The sequence below is a fragment of the Enterobacter sp. Taxon_8 genome, from assembly GCF_058354585.1.
In genome coordinates, this window is sequence record NZ_CM177989.1 from 1,908,317 (window position 1) to 1,927,894 (window position 19,578).

Genomic DNA, 19,578 nt, shown 5'->3' on the forward strand with positions numbered 1-19,578 from the left:
ATAACGATGAATTACAAAAATGATTCTCAAGAATAATTTATGACCAAAAAATATCTGGCAGTCGTATTGTTCACGGCTTTATTGACAGGCGTCGTTGAAACGTCATCGGCACTTGAATTATCGCAATATAATAAGCTCGATACGGTAGGTCGCATCCTTAACGACAGTGAAGTGACAGACAATCTCAGGACGCTGCTGGGAAATCACTACCAAACCTTTATTGATAACTTTGACGTCTTCGGCGAACCGCATACCACCACAGGTGGAGGATTGTTTGTTGAAGGCTGGCTAAAAGATCTTTATCTGGAGAACGCGTCAGCGCTGGTTATCAATCCTGACGGCAAAATCTTTGCGGCCTGGGTGGTTTCGGAGTCGGACGTAATCCATTACCAATCCTCTGATAATAGCCCGGGTATTAATGTTGATATCCAGCAATGGGCCGCCAGGTTCAATACGATGCAGTTTGCAACGAACAGCCAGTCGAGACCTGCGTTTGACGGGGTTTGGGCAGGCGGCGCAGGCGGACGGGCTGTTCTGGAAATAAAGGGGAGTGAAATGGAATGGCGTCTGGTAACGCCTCCTCAAAAAGGAAATGATTATGCTCCACAGCGCTAGCGCTATACGTTACGTAAAGCCGCTTCGGTTCATCACGCTGAAACCCGAAAACTGGATACCGAAAAGTTCGCTATTTCGCTGAAAAACAGGTGCGGTCATTTTGAGAGCGAATGTGACGAGATGCTCTATCTCGGCGTGCGAAAAAGCGATAACAGTACGATCTCCTTAAAGGGAAAAACGTTGCACGATTCCGCAGGTAAAATAATCGGTTCAACGTACAAGAATGGCGAGATCGTTTATACCGTGACGTATGAGCCCGCGAAATTGGTTGTCAGCAAAGGCAGCCAGGTTTTAGTCGAACAGTCAGGTCAATGGCGTAAATAATAAAACAGCCAGCCAAAGGGCCAGCATGGATTGGCCTTTTTGTTTCTCACAATATTAATCATCCCGAGTTCACTTATGAAATACACCCTCCAGGAAGGTTCGTTTTCCCTTTTTCCTGCTGCCTGGCAGGATAACAGCATGAACATTATTCGCGATGACGAAAGCGGGCTGTCCGTGGTGGTCAGCCGTGGCGTGATCCCCAATGGCAGCGACTATGAACAAGAGTTCCACCGCCAGTGGGATGTACTGCGACCTCAGATGGGTGAGATCGCCCAGAGCGAATTTAGGAACGTAAAGGCCGGGCCTGACGGCAACATTAACGGGCTGGAAGTTGAGACCACGTTTGACCGTAACGGGCAGCGCCTGTGGCAAAAACAGCTGGCCGTGCAGACGCCGGGCAAACCGGTATTGATGATTTTTACCCTCTCGGCACTCAGAGCCTTTACCGAAGAGGACGAGGTGCGCTGGAGCGCGCTTAAGCAGAGTCTGACGCTAAACGACAACCGGAATGTGTAAGGCATGAGCGATAACAACGCGGCCCGTAAGGGCGACGAGATTATTCACTCCAGCATTTTTGCTGACATCACCAGCATTGTGGCGGAAGGTGCCGCCTATGCGGTGATCGGCGCGGCGGTAGGCGCAGCAGCAACCGTAGCGGCGCCATTGCTGGGGGCCGGGGCAGCAGCTGCAGGCGTGGCAGCAATTGGATCCAGCTGTCTGTTAAGCGGCATCATTGGCGGCGTGCTGGCGAACGTCGCGGGGATCACCGACGATATCAGCAACGCCGCTGAGGGGTTAGGTAATGCGCTTTTCCCGCCGTCGCCTGCGGGTAAAATCACGACCGGTTCCAGTAACGTTCTCACCAACGCAATCCCCGCCGCACGCGCGGCAGGCACGCTGACGCCCGCAGATACTCCTTCACCTGAGCCGCAGTCGCCGGGCAGCTTTGCCGATTACGCGGGCATGCTGCTTTCCGCCGCCGGACAGTTTGGCAGCGAAATGTGGCAGCCGAGTGTCGCCTCTGCCGCTGCCGGAACCTCGCCGCTGGAAGAAGACAAGGTGGCGTGCGAAAAGCACTCCGGGCCGCAGTATCTGGCGGAAGGCTCTAAAAGCGTCTTCATCAACGGGCAGCCCGCGGTGCGTGCGAAAGATCGCACCACCTGCGAAGGTACCGTGTCCGACGATGTTTCCCCGAACGTAATCATCGGCGGGGATACGCTCACGGTTCGCGATATCAAAAGCGGTAAAACGCCGGGTCTGGCGCTGGGGATGATTGCGCTCTCCCTGCTGCGCGGGCGTCCGGGCAAGATCCTGAAAAACATGCCCTGCGCGCTGGCCGCGGCCGGCGGCGGGATGCTGGCCGATATGGCGGTCAACGCCGTGTTTGGCTCCTCGCACCCGGTCCACGCCGCCACCGGCGTGAAGGTGCTGAACGACGACGATGAGCTCGACTTCTCGCTGCCGGGGCGCTTCCCGCTTCGCTGGCAGCGCAGCTACAACAGCCTGACTACCCGCGAAGGGCTGTTCGGCCTGGGCTGGGCAACGACCTTTGACAGCTATCTCTCGCTGGAAGATAACAATGCGACCTGGTTCGATGAAACCGGGCGCGAGCTGAGCTTCGAGCTGCCGCCGGTCGACCGGGCATTTTACAGCATCAGCGAAGGCATTATTATCCGCCGCAACGAGAGCGGCGACGTGGCGATTGCCGACGATGACGGCGCGGTGTGGCGTCTGTATAAACCAACCCGGGCGAACCCCTCCATCCTGCGTCTGGCCTCCCTCAGCGACGAATACGGCAACGCGCTGCTGACGGAGTGGGACGAGCACGGCAGGCTGACTGGTATTCATGACGAGCCGCGGGCAATCGACGTCACCCTGCGCTATGAAGATGAACGTTTCCCGCAGCGCGTGACCGCAGCCAGCCATTTCGACGGCAACCAGACCTGGCCGCTGATGCAGTGGGGCTACGACGCGCGCGGCCAGCTGGCGAGCGCGACGGATGCCTCAGGCGTGGTGACGCGTGAATACCGCTACAACGACCACGGCCTGATGGTCTGGCACCGGATGCCGGGCGGTCTGGAGAGCGAATACCGGTGGCAAAAATTCGACCACTGGCGCGTGGTGGAAAACCGTACCAGCACCGGCGACGGGTGCCGCTTTAGCTACGATTTAGCCGCCGGGCTGACGACCGTCGAGCACTACGACGGTCAGACGCGCCGCCACTACTGGAACGCGCAGAATCTTATTGTCCGCTACGTTGACGAGCGCGGTGAAAACTGGCGCTACGAGTGGGACGAAAACGAGCTTCTCACGCGTCGCATCGATCCGCTCGGCAACGCCGTTACCTTCGTCTACGACGAGATGGGCAACCGGGTGCAGGAGACCGATGCCGACGGCAATACCCGCACCACCACCTGGCTGGAGCACCGCGCGCTTCCTGCGGCCATTATTGAAGCCGACGGCAGCGCCACCCGGTTCTGGTACGACGAACATCACGGGCTCAAGCGCGTGGTAGACCCGATGGGGCAGACGACGCAGCTGCGCCGGGACGAGTTTGGCCAGGTCGTGGAAGAGGTCGATGCCGCTGGGAACAGCCGTTACCAGGAGTACAACGAGGCCGGGCAGATCGTACGTTCGACCGACTGTTCCGGGCGTATTACCCGCTATCGCTATCACCCGCTGGGCTGGCTGGAGGCTGAGACTGGCGCCGACGGGGAAGAGACGCGCTACCGCTACGACGCCGCAGGGCGTCCGGTGCAGCTCGATCGCCCGGAAGGCTGGACTGAATCGCTCAAATGGAACGAACGTGGCCTGCCGGTGAAGCACGCGGGCGCCGACGGGAAAGAGAGCGAGTTCAGATACGACGAGGCGGGGCGCTTAACCGCCACCCGTAATACGCAGGGGGAAGAGGTGCGCCGCCGCTGGGACAGCCGCGGGCGTCTGATTGCCCTGGAAAACGAGAACGGCGAAGCGTATCAGTTTCGCTGGGGGCCAGATTCGCTGCTGCTGGAAGAGGTGGGGCTCGATGGCGTGGCCTCGCAGTATCGCTACGACGCATGCGGGCGCACGATAGCGCGCACCTTTGCCGCCGGTCATCCGGAGGCCATCACCCACGTCTTCGCCTGGAGCGCGAGCGGCCAGCTGGTCGCCCGCACCACGCCGGAGGGGCAGACCCGCTACCATTACACGCCGTCCGGGCTATTAAGCCGGATTGGGCTGCATCCTGCACTTGCAGCCGACGCGTGGACCACCGAGGCAGAGCAGGAGCTTGCCTTTGAGTATGACGCGCTCGGTCGCGTGACGCGCGAAGCGGGCGAGCACGGCGAGCTGGCGTGGGAGTATGACACGCTGGGCAACCGCACCTCCGTCACGCTGCCCGATGGTCGCGAGCTCAAGCAGTTTTACTACGGCAGCGGGCATCTGCTCAGCATTGCTCTCGATAAGCTGTCGGTCTCCGACTTTACCCGCGACGAACTCCACCGGGAGACCGGCCGCACCCAGGGGCTGCTGACCACCCGCAGCGAATACGATCGTCTTGGCCGACTGCATCGCCGGGACGTCTTTACCGGCAATGCCCAGCGTCCGTCGCCGCGCCGCTGGTCCCGCCGCTGGGACTACGACTATCGCAATAACCTGGTGCGGGAAGAGCGGGACGATAACCCGTTCAACTGGTACCGCTGGCAGTACGACAGCGCCGGGCGCCTGCTCGTTCAGGACGGCACGCTGCCCGGCCAGGAGCAGTGGCGCTGGGATGCTGCCGGTAACCCGCTGGAAGGATCTGCTGAGAAGGTCACGCACAACCGCCTGACTCAGCTGAACGGCATTCGCTGGCGGTATGATATCCACGGCCGCACCGTGGAGAAGGATAACGGCCAGACGCGCTGGCACTACCGCTACGACGGCGAACATCGCCTGACGGAAGTCATCAGCCAGCCGCGGGATCGCAACAAACCGCAGACGCAGGTCAGCTTCCGCTACGATCCGCTCGGGCGACGCATCAGTAAAACGCGACGCCAGATGCTGGGCGGACAGCCAACCGGCAAGCCGGTCACCACCCGGTTTGTCTGGGAAGGGTTCCGTCTGCTGCAGGAGGTGCACGGGGATGTGCCGCTGACCTACGTCTACAGCGATCAGGACAGCTACGATCCGCTGGCGCGTATTGATGGCGTTAATGCTCCGGAGATCTTCTGGTTCCACTGCCAGCCGAACGGCACGCCGGAGCGGATGACGGATATCGAAGGGCAGGTGCGCTGGGAAGGGGTGAACAGCGCCTGGGGCAAGCTGCTGCGGGAAAGCGAGTCGCAGGTATCAGGATATTCTCAGAACCTGCGCATGCAGGGGCAATACCTGGACCGTGAGACAGGGCTGCACTACAATCTGTTCCGGTATTACGACCCGGACTGCGGGCGGTTTACGCAGCAGGACCCGATAGGGCTGGCGGGGGGGATAAACCTTTACCAGTATGCGCCCAATGCGCTGGGGTGGGTGGATCCGTGGGGGTTAACTCCTGAAGATCTGATTCGCTACCGCCCACACGATTCTCTTTCTGCTCAAAACGGAGCTAGAAGCTCTGCTATCTCTAGGGCATGGGTACAAGAAAAAGCCTTATTGCAGGATGGTGGGGCTGGCACCAGGAATTGGACAGCGCAAGAGAGAGATTTAATATTGAAGACTCCGAACAAGAGTCTTACCTCCGTGATGTCACGGGCAGGCTATACTGGGCATCATATCAACTCGGTAGAAGGCAATGGTACACTTGGTTCTAAATGGCAAGGTGATCCGAGGAATATTGTTTTCTTGAAAAATCATAACCATCCCGACAAGTTCAATGAGCATGTCCATGGTGATCAAGGACATAGAGGGAATACTAAAAACTCGACGCGCGGACGCTTAATTGATAGAGAAAGAACACTAAAATCCAGACAACGATGTAAGCAATTATAGGGGGAAAGATGAACATAAAAAATGCAGTCCAAGACTTTGTTAGCAAATTCAAAATGAATGATTTAAATATGGGAGAGATAGACTATACAGACGATGAAAATGAAACTTCTTTTCCAGTGAATTTAAATGGCGAAATTCGTTTTTTTTATAGCCATTTGATTTTAAATGACCACCCAACATTTGATGGTACTTTCTTTATACAGATTGTTGAGCCCCAAGAGCTTAATGAAATGTTATCAGGCTGGCGAGTTCAAAATGACCCGACCTGGCGCGATGAATATATAATCTTTGCTGAAAGAAATGGAGATGTTCTTTTTTGTGATACCCAAAATATTACATCTCCTGTATATGGTAGTATTCAAAAAAGAAATTTCATTATTTCCAATTCGTTAGCCGACTTTTTGGATGCTTTTTGTTCTGCCATTGAGATAGAACAAAGTAAATATGATGGTGATGCTACAGATGATGATTTTAATTTCAGAGAGGACTTTCTGGAAGATATCGATTTAATGCTAAAAAGCAAGCTTAAGGATGTTGAGGCAAAAGCTTTTAAATATTTCTTTTTTGGTTAGTTAACAATAAAAACTTACTCTTTTAGAGACCTCCATGCTTCTGAAGGCATTTATTGCTTATATCCCTTTTATATAGGCAAGGAGGTCTCTTTTCGAATGATAATGAATAAATATATGAAAAATGTATGCTATAAATTCGATGAAAAAAGAGTTACATCTCTTGTAGAAAAAGGAAACGAGTTTCACGACAACCAAAAATACGCCGAAGCTTTAGAGCAATACCAAAAAGCCTGGCAAGCTCTTCCTGAGCCAAAGTTTGAATCGGAATTTGCTAACTGGATCGCTGCGTGCATGTACAGCGCTTACTTTGATCTTGAGGATTACGATGAGGCGAAGAAATGGGGAGAGACGACTTTGCGCACACGTGGATCGGATATAGACACCGCACCATCAATCGACCTCGGCATGGTCTGTTACGAGTTGAATCAATTCGATGAAGCGTATAAATATTTCAACGATGCTTATAACTACGGCAAAGAGCGTGCGTTTCAGGATAGACCTAAAAAATACCTTGAGTTCTATCTGCACAAGAAGGCGTAAAATCGGTAATTTATGAAAAAAAATCCACGCCAAAGCGTGGATTTTTTCATTCAAAACCAATCAAACGTTAAACAGGAAGTTCATCACATCGCCATCTTTAACGATGTAATCTTTCCCTTCCGCACGCATCTTGCCTGCTTCTTTCGCGCCTTGCTCACCCTTGTAGGTAATAAAGTCTTCAAACGCGATAGTCTGCGCACGAATAAAGCCTTTCTCGAAGTCGGTGTGGATCTTACCGGCCGCCTGAGGCGCGGTCGCACCTACAGGGATCGTCCACGCACGCACTTCTTTCACGCCAGCGGTGAAGTAGGTCTGTAGATTCAGCAGCTCATAGCCTGCGCGAATTACGCGGTTCAGGCCCGGCTCTTCCAGACCCAGCTCGGCCATGAACTCTTCACGGTCGGCATCGTCCAGCTCGGCGATGTCGGATTCAACGGCAGCGCACACGGCAACAACCACAGAACCTTCCGCCGCGGCGATTTCACGCACTTTGTCGAGGTAAGGGTTGTTCTCGAAACCGTCTTCGTTAACGTTGGCGATGTACATGGTTGGCTTCAGGGTCAGGAAGCTCAGGTATTTGATCGCCGCTTTGTCTTCGTCAGTCAGGTTTTTCAGCGCGCGCAGCATGCCGGCGTTTTCCAGCTGTGGCAGACATTTTTCCAGCGCAGCCAGTTCCGCTTTCGCGTCCTTGTCGCCGCCTTTGGCTTTCTTCTGCACGCGGTGAATCGCGCGTTCGCAGGTGTCGAGGTCAGAGAGCGCCAGCTCGGTGTTGATAACGTCGATGTCGTCAGCCGGATCCACTTTGTTGTTTACGTGGATGATGTTGTCGTTCTCGAAGCAGCGCACAACGTGGCCGATCGCTTCGGTTTCACGAATATTGGTCAGGAACTGGTTGCCCAGGCCTTCACCTTTGGATGCGCCTTTTACCAGGCCCGCGATGTCCACGAATTCCATGGTGGTTGGCAGAATGCGCTGCGGCTTCACGATTTCCGCGAGCTGGTCCAGACGCGGGTCCGGCATTGGCACAACGCCGGTGTTAGGTTCGATGGTACAGAACGGGAAGTTCGCCGCTTCGATACCCGCTTTGGTAAGCGCGTTAAACAGGGTGGATTTGCCCACGTTTGGCAGACCGACGATACCGCATTTGAATCCCATTTCTAAATCACCTTAATATCTTGATAATCAATCCGTTAACGATAACCGATTGATGAAAAGTAAATAACTACGCCTATTATACACGTAACCCGCATGACGCGCGGTAAAAAAGCCGTATCGGGCGGATTATTGCGCTTTAAAAGCGTGCAGGCGGTTTGTCGCTTTGGTTAAGCCATCTTGCAGCCAGATTTCAGTGCAGCGCGCCGCTTCGTCTACCGCCTCGTCAATCAGTTTCTGTTCGGAAACCGGGGGCTTACCGAGCACGAAACCGACAACTTTGTTTTTATCGCCCGGATGGCCGATTCCCACGCGCAAACGGTGGAAATTCGGGTTATTGCCCAGCTTGCTGATGATGTCTTTAAGACCGTTGTGGCCGCCGTGGCCGCCGCCAAGCTTGAATTTCGCCACGCCAGGGGGGAGATCCAGCTCATCGTGGGCGACCAGAATTTCATCCGGATTGATGCGATAAAACGTTGCCATCGCCGCCACGGCTTTACCGCTCAGGTTCATAAACGTGGTGGGTACCAGCAGGCGAACGTCCGCGCCTGCAAGGTTGATACGTGAGGTATACCCGAAGAATTTAGGTTCTTCACGCAGGGGCGCACGTGACCGCTCGGCCAGCAAATCGACGTACCATGCACCGGCATTATGGCGGGTAGCCGCATATTCTGCGCCCGGGTTGGCGAGGCCGACAATCAGTTTAATCGTCACGATTCAATTCCTAATGGGTTCCAGATCTGGCGCGTAGTTTACTGTCTGGCGCGCCGCTTGACAAAATTCTGCGATCTTCTCGGCGAAATACGAATAATTTCTGATTTGAACAATTAGAATTTCAAGCTGTTCAAAGTCTTATTTGTAAACTTTTGTTTGGGAGTTATCTGTAATTGTGATCATTCACGCAACTCATAAAAGGGGCGTTGTCTATACTTTACACACAAGGATTAGGGGCTTTTCCCATGACAACCCAAAGTTCCGGAGGTGACACATGAAACGCAAAAACGCTTCGTTACTCGGTAACGTGCTGATGGGGTTGGGGCTGTTCGTGATGGTAGGCGGCGTGGGTTATTCCATTTTGAACCAGTTGCCGCAGCTTGATCTCCCGCAATACTTCGCCCATGGCGCGATACTGAGCATCTTCCTCGGTGCGGTATTGTGGCTCGCCGGGGCACGCATGAGCGGACATGAGGAAGTGTGCGATAAATACTGGTGGGTGCGCCACTACGACAAACGCTGTCGTCGCGACCAGCATAAGCACAGCTAGTGCTGCGATAAAGAACACCGAAACGGCTCCCGAGGGAGTCGTTTTTTTTTTGCATCAGGGGTTGACCCTCACGTAACGTAAGGCTCCAGAGTGGCGCCACTGGCAAAGAAAAAGGAGCAGTTATGTTGATTCAGGTGGGTGAGCTGGCGAAACGTGCCGGGATCACCGTGCGGACATTGCACCACTATGAGCAAACAGGGTTGTTGCTGCCTTCTGCCAGAAGCGCGGCAGGTTACCGGCTTTACAACCTGGCGGATGTCCAGCGTCTGCACATGATCCAGGCGCTGGCAAAAGCGGGGCTGGAACTTGCTGAAATCAGGGATTTCCTGGAGCAGGAGTCGCTGTCGTTAACCGAGTTACTCGATGCGCAAATCACGCTGCTGGATAAACAGCTGCGCAGCATACATACGCTGCGCGACCGGCTGGTGGAGCTGCGAGCCGGGCTTCTCGACGATGCGACGCCTGATCTGGAATCCTGGCTACAGACTCTGGAGTTAATGAATATGTACGATCGCTGGTTTAGCAAAGAAGAGTTACAGCAGCTGCCGTTTGCGGTGCAGAAGGATGCGCTGGCGGCTATCTGGTCAGGGCTGGTTGCAGAGGCCAACACGCTGCTGGAACACGGTATACCCGCTACGGACGCGCGGGCGATGGATCTGGCGACGCGCTGGATGGAACGCCTGGAGCAGGACACGGCGGGCAAGCCGGAGTTTCTCACCCGGCTGAACGAGATGCACAGCGTTGAACCGCAGATGCAGGCGCAGACCGGCATCACGCCGGAGATGACCGATTACATTACGCGGGCGTTTGCCGAGTCGAAGCTGATTATCTGGGAGAAATATCTTTCTGCCGAGGAGATGGCCTTTACCCGGAAGCACTATTTTGACCGTATGATGGAGTGGCCGCCGCTGGTGGCGAAACTGCATCAGGCGCAGCGGGAAAATATCGATCCTGCCTCGGAGGAGGCGCAAAAGCTGGCTGAAAACTGGCTGGCATTGTTCCAGTCCTACGCGGGCACCAGCCCGGAAACTCAGCAAAAGTTTCGCGCCGCCATGCAGCAGGAGCCGCACCTGATGAAAGGAACCTGGATGACGCCTACCGTGCTTGCATGGCTCCAGCAGGCGATCGGAGTGATGATGCAGAGACGTTTCTCTGCATCAGATAACTCACATATCCGCTAGCGCGGCTTCACGGTTAGGATAGAAGGAGAGTCGGCCAGGGATAGGCTGGACACCCGCACGCGCCATGGTGCGCAGGGGCTGGAACTCCAGATTACTCACCCGCAGCTCGCAGCCTTCCGGCAGACGTGTCACAAAGCGCTGGAAGGCATCCAGACCGCCGGCATCCAGCACCGGTACGGCATCCCATTTCAGCACCACAACCCGTTTGCCCGCGATGCGGGACTCAAGATCGCTGAACAGACCTTCCGCCGCGGCGAAGAACAGCGGGCCAATCACGCGCAGCACCAGCACATCGTCAGGCACCTCGACGTTAACCGTGGAAAGGCGCGTCATCTGCGCGATACGGCGCATAAACAGCAGAGAAGCCAGCACGATCCCGACGCTGATGGCGATAACCATATCGAACAGCACGGTCAGCGACATGCAGATCAGCATCACGATTATGTCGTCTTTCGGCGCGCGACGCAGAAGGTTCACCACCTTATGCGCCTCACTCATGTTCCAGGCCACCATCAGCAGCAGGGCGGCCATGGCGGAAAGCGGTAGCCAGGAGAGCAGCGGGGCGAGGATCAGCAGGGCAAGGATCACCAGCACGGAGTGGATAACCGCCGAAACAGGTGACGTTGCACCCGCGCGCACGTTGGCCGCAGAGCGGGCGATGGCTGCCGTTGCGGTAATACCGCCAAAGAACGGCGCGACGAGGTTCCCCAAACCCTGACCGACCAGTTCGCTGTTAGCTTTGTGCTTGGTGCCGGTCATGCCGTCCAGAACGACGGCGCAGAGCAGGGATTCAATCGCTCCCAGCATCGCCATCGAGAACGCAGCGGGAAGCAGGGCGCGCAGGGAATCCCAGCTTAGGGTAAAGCTGGAGCCGGGCATGTCCCACGGCAGCACCAGCTGCGGTAGCAGTTGCGGAATGCCGCTACCCTGTGAACCGTCCGCCAGAACATAGTGGAACTGCGAGCCGATAGTCGCGACGTGACCACCGAACATATTGACGATGGCCATCACCGCGCAGCCCAGCAGCAGCGCGGGCAGGTGACCCGGCAGACGGATCCCCAGACGAGGCCAGACGATCAGCGTGCCCAGCGTCACAATCCCGATGGCGGCGTCGCCCAGGTTAGCAGTCGGCAGCGCCATAAACAGCGCCCCCACTTTTTGCAGGTAGTGCTCCGGTACGTGGGGCATCTGCAGGCCGAGGAAATCCTTAATCTGCATGGTTCCGATGGTGATACCAATCCCCGAGGTAAACCCCAGCGTCACGGAAAGGGGAATGTACTCTATCAGGCGACCAAAGCGAGCCAGGCCAAACAGAATCAAAAAGACGCCGGACATCAGGGTGGCGACCAGCAGGCCTGCCAGACCAAACTGCTGCGAAACCGGGTAGAGGATCACCACAAAGGCGGCAGTCGGGCCGGATACGCTGAAGCGCGAGCCGCCCGTCAGGGCAATGACGATCCCGGCAACGGCCGAGGTGTACAGACCGTACTGCGGCGCAACGCCGCTGCCAATTGCCAGCGCCATCGCCAGCGGGATGGCGATAATGCCGACGGTGATCCCGGCAATCAGGTCACGGACAAAGCGTGACGAGGTGTACTTCTCTTTCCAGCAGGCGTCGATGAGGGCGCGAAAGGGCAGAACATGTGAGGAGGCTACGTTTTTCACAATTATCTATCATCCGTATGCGCATCATCTGTCATATGAATGGCAGGTGAAGGAGGCATTAATCATACAAATAAAACCCGGAGACAAAAAAACCCGCCGCAGCGGGTTTTTAGGCCGTGTTCGATTAGTGTTCGAACATTGCAGAGATGGATTCTTCGTTGCTGATACGACGAATCGCTTCGGCCAGCATCCCGGACAGGGTCAGGGTACGCACGTTTGGCAGTGCCTTGATCTCGTCGCTCAGTGGGATGGTATCGCATACTACAACTTCGTCAATGACGGAGTTGCGCAGGTTGTTTACCGCATTACCGGAGAAGATCGGGTGAGTCGCGTACGCGAACACGCGCTTGGCACCACGCTCTTTCAGCGCTTCAGCTGCTTTACACAGCGTACCGCCGGTATCGATCATGTCGTCGACCAGCACGCAGTCGCGGCCAGCCACGTCACCGATGATGTGCATCACCTGAGAAACGTTAGCGCGCGGACGACGTTTGTCGATGATCGCCATGTCGGTATCATTCAGCAGCTTAGCGATAGCACGGGCACGTACCACGCCGCCGATGTCCGGAGAAACCACGATTGGGTTATCCAGGTTCAGCTGCAGCATGTCTTCCAGCAGGATTGGGCTGCCGAATACGTTATCAACCGGGACGTCGAAGAAGCCCTGGATCTGCTCAGCGTGCAGGTCAACGGTCAGTACGCGGTCAACGCCGACGCTTGACAGGAAGTCAGCGACAACTTTAGCGGTAATTGGCACACGCGCGGAACGGACGCGACGGTCCTGACGTGCATAGCCGAAGTAAGGGATTACAGCAGTGATACGGCCTGCGGAAGCGCGACGCAGAGCGTCGACCATAACAACCAGTTCCATCAGGTTGTCGTTCGTTGGAGCACAGGTGGACTGGATGATGAAAATATCACCACCGCGTACATTTTCGTTAATTTGTACGCTGACTTCGCCGTCGCTAAAGCGACCTACGGCGGCGTCGCCGAGGGAAGTGTACAGGCGGTTGGCAATACGTTGTGCTAGTTCCGGGGTGGCGTTACCAGCAAAAAGCTTCATATCAGGCACGAGAAGAACCTCAGGCATGCGTCCAGTGGTGGATAGCGTTCGCCGTAAACTGTGCGGGCCAGGCAAAGGCTATCCAGGCGGTGTATTAAAGAGCGCGATGCAACGTCTGGAACAGGGTGACGTTGTCACCGAAACTCAGTCTGCGCCAGAATGGCCTGCTGTAGGGGGGAGGTGTTCATCCCACGTGCTACAAAACCATGCAGCCAAACCGGCGCTTGCTCAAGCACCTGACGAGCGGCGGATTCGGTGTCAAATTCAGCAAAGACACAGGCTCCTGTACCAGTCAGGCGCGACGGCGCGTATTCTAACAGCCAGGAAAGCACCGCATCAACCTCGCGAAAACGTTTTCTTGCGATATCCTCGCAATCGTTGCTGAATTCACAATTTAATAACGTTTCTATTGACCGAACCGGGGTATTCCTTTTCAGGTCAGGATCTTTAAAGATGACCGGGGTCGGAATGCTTACGCCAGGATGGGCAACCAGGTACCATTTTTCCGGCGGTTCTACAGGGGAGAGGATTTCCCCCACGCCCTCGGCAAAGGCCGCATGACCGCGCACAAACACCGGGACATCAGCCCCCAGCGTCAAGCCCTGTGCTGCCAGTTCATCCTTCGACAGCCCGCAGCCCCAGAGATGGTTCAGCGCAACCAGCACGGTGGCGGCGTTGGATGAGCCACCGCCCAGACCGCCGCCCATCGGCAGACGTTTCTCGATACGAATATCCGCGCCGCTTCCCGCAGGCAGGCGACCCGATTCCGCTGCGGCTTTCATCAGCAGACGCGCTGCGCGCACAATCAGGTTGTCCTCATGCGCTACGCCCTCGACCGGGGTCAGGAGGCAAATCTGCCCGTCCTGGCGCTGTTCAATGGAGATCGTGTCGCCATAGTCAATAAACTGAAACAGCGTCTGCAGCGTGTGATAGCCATCAGCGCGCTGGCCGGTAATGTATAAAAACAGGTTTAGCTTTGCCGGAGAGGGCCATTGGGTCATCATTTAACGATCCAGTTGTCCATTTTCAGCTTAATGCGCTGGCTTCCCTGAGTCAGTTCCATATTCGATGGCAGCGACGGTTTACTCTTACTGTCATAGGCGCTGTACACCACTTTCCAGGTTTTGCCGTTCTGGGTGTAGTTCACCTGGCTCAGACGGTACTGGTCGTCCAGGGTGTAGTCGGTGGCGTCACCCGGCAGGCCCAGGATCCACTGGCGCAGGCTGTTGAGCGGGATAGGCATCCCGGTCAGCTTGCCAATCATCTCTTCGGCATCGGTCGCGGTATAGTGCTGGCCTTTGTTATCGGTGATCTGCGCTTCGCCAGGTTTGGCGATAAGCTCCAGCTCGGTGCTGCCCAGCGGGTTCAGCAGCAGCAGGCGGTAGTTGTCCTGCCCCGTCTGCTGCCAGAAGAAGCGGGCATAAACCTTTTGTTCGTCAGAGAGATAAGCGAAAGCGCCGCGGGTCTGGTACTGGTTCAAATTACGGACGTCCTGCTGGTGCTGACGCCACTGCGGTGAATCAGGGCTTTTGCCCGGGCCTTTTGGTTGGGTGACGGTACAGGCGGTCAGAACCAGTGCTGCCAGCGGCAGCAGGCGAATCAGTCGGGTCATAATGAGGACAAATCCTTGAGATACGTTGCAGTTATGACTGTTAATGCTAGCGTCGAAGGGGGCTACCGTCTACGTTCAAATTATCTCAAAGCGCTGTGTAACCTATTACTCCGAAAGGGGGCTGTCTCTTTTATTGATCTCGCGCATCCTGTATGATGCGTTCTGCTAACCTTATTAACGCTGGTACTACTCCCGCTCAACATGACCCTATTAGCACTCGGTATCAACCACAAAACAGCCCCGGTTTCGCTGCGAGAACGCGTAACGTTTTCGCCGGATACGCTTGACCTGGCGCTGGACAGCCTGCTTGCACAGCCGATGGTGCAGGGTGGCGTGGTGCTCTCGACGTGCAACCGTACCGAGCTCTATTTAAGCGTGGAAGAGCAGGACAACCTGCACGAAGCGCTGATCCGCTGGCTATGCGACTACCACAATCTCAACGAAGACGAGCTGCGTAACAGCCTGTACTGGCATCAGGACAACGATGCCGTCAGCCATCTGATGCGCGTGGCCAGCGGTCTGGATTCGCTGGTGCTGGGCGAGCCGCAAATTCTCGGTCAGGTGAAAAAAGCGTTTGCCGATTCACAAAAAGGGCATCTGAAGGCCAGCGAGCTGGAGCGCATGTTCCAGAAGTCGTTCTCCGTGGCGAAGCGTGTGCGAACCGAAACCGACATTGGTGCCAGTGCGGTTTCCGTTGCTTTCGCGGCCTGCACCCTTGCGCGCCAAATCTTTGAATCCCTTTCTACCGTCACCGTGATGCTGGTGGGCGCGGGCGAAACCATCGAACTTGTGGCGCGCCATCTGCGCGAGCATAAAGTGAAAAAGATGATCATCGCTAACCGCACCCGCGAACGCGCGCAGGTGCTGGCGGATGAAGTGGGGGCAGAGGTGGTTGCCCTGAGCGACATCGATGAACGCCTGAAAGAGGCGGACATTATCATCAGCTCTACCGCCAGCCCGCTGCCGATTATCGGAAAAGGGATGGTGGAGCGTGCGCTGAAGTCCCGTCGTAATCAGCCGATGCTGCTGGTGGATATCGCCGTCCCGCGCGATGTTGAGCCGGAAGTGGGCAAGCTGCCTAACGCCTACCTCTACAGCGTGGATGACCTGCAAAGCATCATTTCGCACAACCTTGCCCAGCGTAAAGCGGCGGCGGTTCAGGCGGAAACCATCGTTGAGCAGGAAACCAGTGAGTTTATGGCCTGGCTGCGCGCGCAAAGCGTCAGCGAGACCATCCGCGAGTATCGCGGACAGGCGGAGCAGGTGCGTGACGACCTGACTGCCAAAGCGTTAGCGGCCCTTGAACAGGGCGGTGACGCGCACGCAATTATGCAGGATCTGGCGTGGAAACTGACCAACCGCCTTATCCATGCTCCAACCAAATCTCTTCAGCAGGCCGCCCGTGACGGGGATGATGAACGCCTGACTATTCTGCGCAACAGCCTCGGGCTGGAATAGCGCCTTATACCCATTTTCTAAGACAAGGTGCACTTACGCCTATGAAGCCTTCTATCGTCGCTAAACTGGAAGCTCTGCACGAGCGCCATGAAGAAGTACAGGCGCTGCTCGGGGATGCCGGGACCATTGCGGACCAGGAACGTTTTCGCGCGCTTTCACGTGAATACGCGCAGTTAAGTGATGTTTCTAAATGCTTTACCGACTGGCGACAGGTTCAGGAAGATATCGAAACCGCGCAGATGATGCTCGACGATCCTGAAATGCGCGAGATGGCGCAGGAAGAGCTGCAGGATGCGAAAGCGCGTTCTGAAGAGATGGAGCAGCAGCTTCAGGTACTTCTCCTGCCGAAAGATCCGGACGATGAGCGTAACGCCTTTGTGGAAGTTCGCGCCGGTACCGGCGGTGACGAAGCGGCGCTGTTTGCCGGGGATCTGTTCCGCATGTACAGCCGCTACGCCGAGTCGCGTCGCTGGCGCGTGGAGATCATGAGCGCCAACGAAGGCGAACACGGTGGCTATAAAGAGGTTATCGCCAAGATCAGCGGCGACGGCGTGTATGGACGTCTCAAGTTTGAATCCGGCGGTCACCGCGTGCAGCGCGTACCGGCCACCGAATCTCAGGGCCGCATTCACACCTCTGCCTGTACGGTGGCGGTGATGCCGGAGCTGCCGGAAGCGGAACTGCCGGACATCAATCCGGCGGACCTGCGTATTGATACTTTCCGCTCCTCTGGCGCGGGCGGTCAGCACGTTAACACCACCGATTCCGCCATTCGTATTACCCACCTGCCAACCGGTATAGTTGTCGAATGTCAGGACGAGCGTTCCCAGCATAAAAACAAAGCCAAAGCGTTGTCGGTGCTGGGCTCGCGTATCCACGCGGCCGAAATGGCGAAACGCCAGCAGGCGGAAGCATCCACGCGTCGTAACCTGCTGGGCAGCGGCGATCGCAGCGACCGAAACCGCACCTACAACTTCCCGCAGGGGCGCGTAACCGACCACCGCATCAACCTGACGCTGTACCGTCTGGACGAGGTGATGGAAGGCAAGCTGGACATGCTTATTGAGCCTATCGTGCAGGAATACCAGGCCGACCAGCTGGCGGCACTGTCCGAGCAGGAATAATGGATTTTCAGCGCTGGTTACGTGAGGCTGCCGGTGAGCTTTCCGAAAGTGAAAGCCCTAAACGCGATGCCGAAATTTTGCTTGAGCATGTGACGGGTAAAGCCCGCACGTACCTGCTGGCCTTCGGCGAAACTGAACTGACCGCGGAACAGGAAGCACAGCTCGCCGCGCTGCTTGCCCGCCGTAAAACCGGCGAGCCGGTGGCGCACCTTGTCGGCGAGCGCGAGTTCTGGTCGTTACCGCTGTACGTTTCGGCGGCAACGCTGATCCCGCGTCCGGACACCGAGTGTCTGGTTGAACAGGCGCTGGCGCGTTTATCTGCGGAGGCCTGCAGCATTCTCGATCTCGGTACCGGTACCGGGGCCATCGCGCTGGCGCTCGCCAGCGAGCGGCCGGACTGCACCGTTACGGCGGTGGACGTGATGCCTGATGCGGTCACGCTGGCGCAGCGTAACGTGGAACGAATCGGGCTCAGTAACGTGACGGTGCTGCAAAGCAGCTGGTTTGCCGCGCTTGAGAATCGTTCATTTGCGATGATTGTCAGCAATCCTCCCTACATCGACGAACATGATCCGCACCTTGCGCAGGGAGATGTTCGCTTTGAACCGCTCACGGCACTGGTTGCTGCCAACGCGGGATTAGCCGATCTTGATCACATTGTGACAACGTCACGAAAACATTTACTTCCCGGTGGCTGGCTGCTCGTGGAGCATGGCTGGACGCAGGGGGAAGCCGTGCGAGCGCTGTTTATGCAAGCAGGCTACGCCGCTGTTGAAACCTGCCGCGACTACGGCGGCAACGAGCGCCTGACGCTGGGGCAGTGGTTATGAGCCTGTTTACCGTACTTATTACCGTCCACTTGATTTCCGTTGCGCTGACCATCACCTTTTTCATCGTCCGTTACTGGTGGCGCTACAGCAACAATCCGCTGATGGATGCCCGCTGGGTGCGTATCGCGCCACACTGTATCGACACGGTGTTGCTCCTTTCCGGTGCCGGGCTTATGTGGAAGACCGGCTATCTGCCATTTACTGATAAAGGCGCATGGCTGACTGAAAAGCTGTTTGGCGTTATCATCTACATCGTTTTGGGTTTTATCGCGCTTGGGCGTCGTCGTCCGCGCAGCCAGCAGGTCGGGTTTATCGCCTTTCTGCTGGGTCTGGTGGTGCTGTACATCATCATTAAACTCGCCACCACAAGAATACCGTTACTGGGGTAAGTCATGAGGTCCTTAGCCGATTTCGAATTTAATAAAGTGCCGCTTTGCGATGGCATGATCCTGATTTCAGAGATGATTCGCGACGATTTTACGTCGCAGTTTGTCTACGATGAGCTGGAGAATCTGGTCAGCCTGGCGCGTGAAGAGATTAATCAGGCTCGCCCGCAAGACTGGCAATTAGAGAAGCTGCTGGAGCTTTTCTACGGCGAATGGGGTTTCTGCGACACGCGGGGCGTGTATCGCCTGTCTGACGCATTATGGCTGGACCAGGTCTTAAAAAATCGTCAGGGCAGCGCCGTGGCGCTGGGCTCTATTTTGCTATGGGTCGCGCACCGTCTGGATATTCCGCTGGTCCCGGTCATTTTCCCGACGCAGATGATCCTGCGTGCTGAGTGGCTGGACGGCGAAATGTGGCTCATTAATCCTTTCAACGGCGACACGCTGGATGAACATACGCTGGACGTATGGCTGAAAGGCAATATTAGCCCGGTGGCTGAACTCTTCAACGAAGATCTCGACGAGGCGGATAACGCAGAGGTCATTCGTAAGCTGCTGGACACGCTAAAGTCCGCGTTAATGGAAGAGCGTCAGATGGAGCTGGCGTTGCGCGCCAGTGAAGTACTGCTGCAGTTCAACCCGGAAGATCCGTACGAAATCCGCGACAGAGGGCTGATTTATGCCCAGCTCGACTGCGAGCACGTGGCGCTGAACGATCTGAGCTATTTCGTCGAGCAGTGCCCGGAAGACCCCATTAGCGAAATGATTCGTGCGCAGATCAACGCGATCTCGCACAAACAAATTACACTGCATTAATCTTAATTCCGATTCATACCTGAATAAGGCGA

General features: G+C 56.2%; 17 protein-coding genes and 1 pseudogene. 12 read left to right on the forward strand and 6 right to left on the reverse strand.

What is annotated here, in order from left to right; genetic code table 11:
* Positions 1 to 39: 39 nt before the first annotated feature.
* From AC4IBF_RS09040 to AC4IBF_RS09060, 5 genes and pseudogenes are all read left to right on the forward strand, one after another.
* A pseudogene (locus tag AC4IBF_RS09040) lies at positions 40 to 939 on the forward strand (Ivy family c-type lysozyme inhibitor).
* A gap of 75 nt (positions 940 to 1,014) precedes the next feature.
* Positions 1,015 to 1,455, forward strand: coding sequence for a DcrB-related protein (locus AC4IBF_RS09045; RefSeq protein ID WP_252093100.1), 441 nt, complete (start codon positions 1,015 to 1,017; stop codon positions 1,453 to 1,455).
* A 3-nt stretch (positions 1,456 to 1,458) separates the two neighbouring features.
* The gene (locus AC4IBF_RS09050) at positions 1,459 to 5,883 is read left to right on the forward strand and encodes an RHS repeat-associated core domain-containing protein (RefSeq protein ID WP_491463267.1); all 4,425 of its coding nucleotides are present in this window, start codon (positions 1,459 to 1,461) and stop codon (positions 5,881 to 5,883) included.
* Positions 5,884 to 5,891: 8 nt separating this feature from the next.
* Positions 5,892 to 6,455 carry a hypothetical protein gene (locus AC4IBF_RS09055; RefSeq protein WP_248174446.1) on the forward strand — a complete coding sequence of 188 codons (564 nt, stop codon included), beginning with the start codon at positions 5,892 to 5,894 and terminating at the stop codon, positions 6,453 to 6,455.
* Between the two features lie 96 nt (positions 6,456 to 6,551).
* Entirely contained in the window at positions 6,552 to 6,995 is a 444-nt protein-coding gene (locus AC4IBF_RS09060) for a hypothetical protein (protein WP_411800867.1), read from the forward strand.
* A 60-nt stretch (positions 6,996 to 7,055) separates the two neighbouring features.
* Here the strand turns inward: AC4IBF_RS09060 and ychF are convergent, their stop codons facing one another.
* Complete coding sequence (gene ychF / locus AC4IBF_RS09065; RefSeq protein WP_003856650.1) at positions 7,056 to 8,150, reverse strand: redox-regulated ATPase YchF; 1,095 nt, start codon at positions 8,148 to 8,150, stop codon at positions 7,056 to 7,058.
* A gap of 126 nt (positions 8,151 to 8,276) precedes the next feature.
* The gene (pth, locus tag AC4IBF_RS09070) at positions 8,277 to 8,861 is read right to left on the reverse strand and encodes an aminoacyl-tRNA hydrolase (protein WP_133294627.1); all 585 of its coding nucleotides are present in this window, start codon (positions 8,859 to 8,861) and stop codon (positions 8,277 to 8,279) included.
* Positions 8,862 to 9,135: 274 nt separating this feature from the next.
* Here pth and ychH point away from each other — a divergent pair, with 274 nt between their 5' ends.
* Positions 9,136 to 9,411, forward strand: a complete 276-nt coding sequence (gene ychH / locus AC4IBF_RS09075) for a stress-induced protein YchH (protein WP_111965910.1) — start codon at positions 9,136 to 9,138, stop codon at positions 9,409 to 9,411.
* Positions 9,412 to 9,533: 122 nt separating this feature from the next.
* On the forward strand, positions 9,534 to 10,592 hold the full coding sequence (locus AC4IBF_RS09080; protein ID WP_136194999.1) for a MerR family transcriptional regulator: 1,059 nt from the start codon (positions 9,534 to 9,536) through the stop codon (positions 10,590 to 10,592).
* Here the strand turns inward: AC4IBF_RS09080 and dauA are convergent.
* From dauA to lolB, 4 genes are all read right to left on the reverse strand, one after another.
* A complete protein-coding gene (gene dauA, locus AC4IBF_RS09085) occupies positions 10,578 to 12,257 on the reverse strand; it encodes a C4-dicarboxylic acid transporter DauA (protein WP_252093097.1) in 1,680 nt (559 codons plus the stop codon). The genes AC4IBF_RS09080 and dauA overlap by 15 nt on opposite strands.
* A 124-nt stretch (positions 12,258 to 12,381) precedes the next feature.
* Positions 12,382 to 13,329: a ribose-phosphate diphosphokinase gene (gene prs, locus AC4IBF_RS09090; protein WP_003856663.1), complete on the reverse strand. Its 948-nt coding sequence runs from the start codon at positions 13,327 to 13,329 to the stop codon at positions 12,382 to 12,384.
* A 125-nt stretch (positions 13,330 to 13,454) separates the two neighbouring features.
* Positions 13,455 to 14,324 (reverse strand): 4-(cytidine 5'-diphospho)-2-C-methyl-D-erythritol kinase, encoded by an 870-nt coding sequence (gene ispE / locus AC4IBF_RS09095; RefSeq protein WP_136194997.1) that lies wholly within the window; start codon positions 14,322 to 14,324, stop codon positions 13,455 to 13,457.
* Positions 14,321 to 14,932, reverse strand: a complete 612-nt coding sequence (gene lolB / locus AC4IBF_RS09100) for a lipoprotein insertase outer membrane protein LolB (protein ID WP_047651182.1) — start codon at positions 14,930 to 14,932, stop codon at positions 14,321 to 14,323. The genes ispE and lolB overlap by 4 nt, the downstream gene beginning before the upstream one ends.
* 201 nt (positions 14,933 to 15,133) lie before the next feature.
* On the opposite strand from lolB, the gene hemA reads away from it, so the two are divergent.
* The 5 genes from hemA to sirB1 are packed head-to-tail and all read left to right on the forward strand — an operon-like array spanning position 15,134 to position 19,546.
* Positions 15,134 to 16,390, forward strand: coding sequence for a glutamyl-tRNA reductase (gene hemA / locus AC4IBF_RS09105; protein WP_024907067.1), 1,257 nt, complete (start codon positions 15,134 to 15,136; stop codon positions 16,388 to 16,390).
* 41 nt (positions 16,391 to 16,431) lie between these two features.
* Positions 16,432 to 17,514 carry a peptide chain release factor 1 gene (gene prfA / locus AC4IBF_RS09110; protein WP_252093096.1) on the forward strand — a complete coding sequence of 361 codons (1,083 nt, stop codon included), beginning with the start codon at positions 16,432 to 16,434 and terminating at the stop codon, positions 17,512 to 17,514.
* Complete coding sequence (gene prmC, locus AC4IBF_RS09115; RefSeq protein WP_136194995.1) at positions 17,514 to 18,344, forward strand: peptide chain release factor N(5)-glutamine methyltransferase; 831 nt, start codon at positions 17,514 to 17,516, stop codon at positions 18,342 to 18,344. The genes prfA and prmC overlap by 1 nt, the downstream gene beginning before the upstream one ends.
* Positions 18,341 to 18,733: an invasion regulator SirB2 gene (sirB2, locus tag AC4IBF_RS09120; RefSeq protein WP_111965916.1), complete on the forward strand. Its 393-nt coding sequence runs from the start codon at positions 18,341 to 18,343 to the stop codon at positions 18,731 to 18,733. Before prmC ends, sirB2 begins: the two co-directional genes overlap by 4 nt.
* 3 nt (positions 18,734 to 18,736) lie before the next feature.
* Positions 18,737 to 19,546 (forward strand): invasion regulator SirB1, encoded by an 810-nt coding sequence (gene sirB1, locus AC4IBF_RS09125; RefSeq protein ID WP_024907069.1) that lies wholly within the window; start codon positions 18,737 to 18,739, stop codon positions 19,544 to 19,546.
* Positions 19,547 to 19,578: the final 32 nt, after the last annotated feature.

What these genes read in the sequence shown, in the direction of transcription:
- AC4IBF_RS09060 (WP_411800867.1), top strand. Translation starts at nt 6,552, where the DNA reads ATGATAATGAATAAATATATGAAAAATGTATGCTATAAATTCGATGAA.
- prfA (WP_252093096.1), top strand. Translation starts at nt 16,432, where the DNA reads ATGAAGCCTTCTATCGTCGCTAAACTGGAAGCTCTGCACGAGCGCCAT.
- AC4IBF_RS09055 (WP_248174446.1), top strand. Translation starts at nt 5,892, where the DNA reads ATGAACATAAAAAATGCAGTCCAAGACTTTGTTAGCAAATTCAAAATG.
- AC4IBF_RS09050 (WP_491463267.1), top strand. Translation starts at nt 1,459, where the DNA reads ATGAGCGATAACAACGCGGCCCGTAAGGGCGACGAGATTATTCACTCC.
- AC4IBF_RS09045 (WP_252093100.1), top strand. Translation starts at nt 1,015, where the DNA reads ATGAAATACACCCTCCAGGAAGGTTCGTTTTCCCTTTTTCCTGCTGCC.
- sirB1 (WP_024907069.1), top strand. Translation starts at nt 18,737, where the DNA reads ATGAGGTCCTTAGCCGATTTCGAATTTAATAAAGTGCCGCTTTGCGAT.
- ispE (WP_136194997.1), bottom strand. Translation starts at nt 14,324, where the DNA reads ATGATGACCCAATGGCCCTCTCCGGCAAAGCTAAACCTGTTTTTATAC.
- lolB (WP_047651182.1), bottom strand. Translation starts at nt 14,932, where the DNA reads ATGACCCGACTGATTCGCCTGCTGCCGCTGGCAGCACTGGTTCTGACC.
- AC4IBF_RS09080 (WP_136194999.1), top strand. Translation starts at nt 9,534, where the DNA reads ATGTTGATTCAGGTGGGTGAGCTGGCGAAACGTGCCGGGATCACCGTG.
- hemA (WP_024907067.1), top strand. Translation starts at nt 15,134, where the DNA reads ATGACCCTATTAGCACTCGGTATCAACCACAAAACAGCCCCGGTTTCG.
- prmC (WP_136194995.1), top strand. Translation starts at nt 17,514, where the DNA reads ATGGATTTTCAGCGCTGGTTACGTGAGGCTGCCGGTGAGCTTTCCGAA.
- sirB2 (WP_111965916.1), top strand. Translation starts at nt 18,341, where the DNA reads ATGAGCCTGTTTACCGTACTTATTACCGTCCACTTGATTTCCGTTGCG.
- ychF (WP_003856650.1), bottom strand. Translation starts at nt 8,150, where the DNA reads ATGGGATTCAAATGCGGTATCGTCGGTCTGCCAAACGTGGGCAAATCC.
- ychH (WP_111965910.1), top strand. Translation starts at nt 9,136, where the DNA reads ATGAAACGCAAAAACGCTTCGTTACTCGGTAACGTGCTGATGGGGTTG.